Source organism: Corynebacterium sp. HMSC070E08, from assembly GCF_001808895.1.
GTDB classification, from domain to species: Bacteria; Actinomycetota; Actinomycetes; order Mycobacteriales; family Mycobacteriaceae; genus Corynebacterium; species Corynebacterium hiratae.
Window position 1 is genome coordinate 1 of record NZ_KV794766.1, and the last position, 366, is coordinate 366.

At 58.2% G+C, this 366-nt stretch carries 1 protein-coding gene; it reads right to left on the reverse strand.

The window, feature by feature from the left end; translation table 11 throughout:
* On the reverse strand, positions 1-366 hold a 366-nt coding region (locus tag HMPREF2526_RS12940), incomplete at both ends, for a transposase family protein (RefSeq protein ID WP_148139560.1).

The following is a 366-nucleotide window of genomic DNA, read 5'->3' on the forward strand; positions in this document are numbered from 1 at the left end:
TGGCGGTCGCTGACACACTCATCCGGTCAATAGCGAGGCGTTGCAAGATCCAGCGGGTGACCCGGTGGGTGAGTTTGGCACCGTCATCAGCGCAGGGTAAGGATTCTTGGAAGATCTTTCTCTTACATGAGTCGGCTGTGCACTGGAATCTAGGGACTTTTACGTGCAGCCTGGTGGGGAATCCGACGACAGGAAGATCAACGAGTCGACGGGTGGTGTGGTCGCGTAACTTTCCTGACTGTCCGCAGTCCGGGCACACGCCGCTAACGGCTACTGGCGTAGCCTCAATGATGGTCAGCGGTCCGGCATCAGCAGCACCGGTGATAGCAAGCCCGATTTCCGCGGTACGGCAAATGGTGTCGGCAA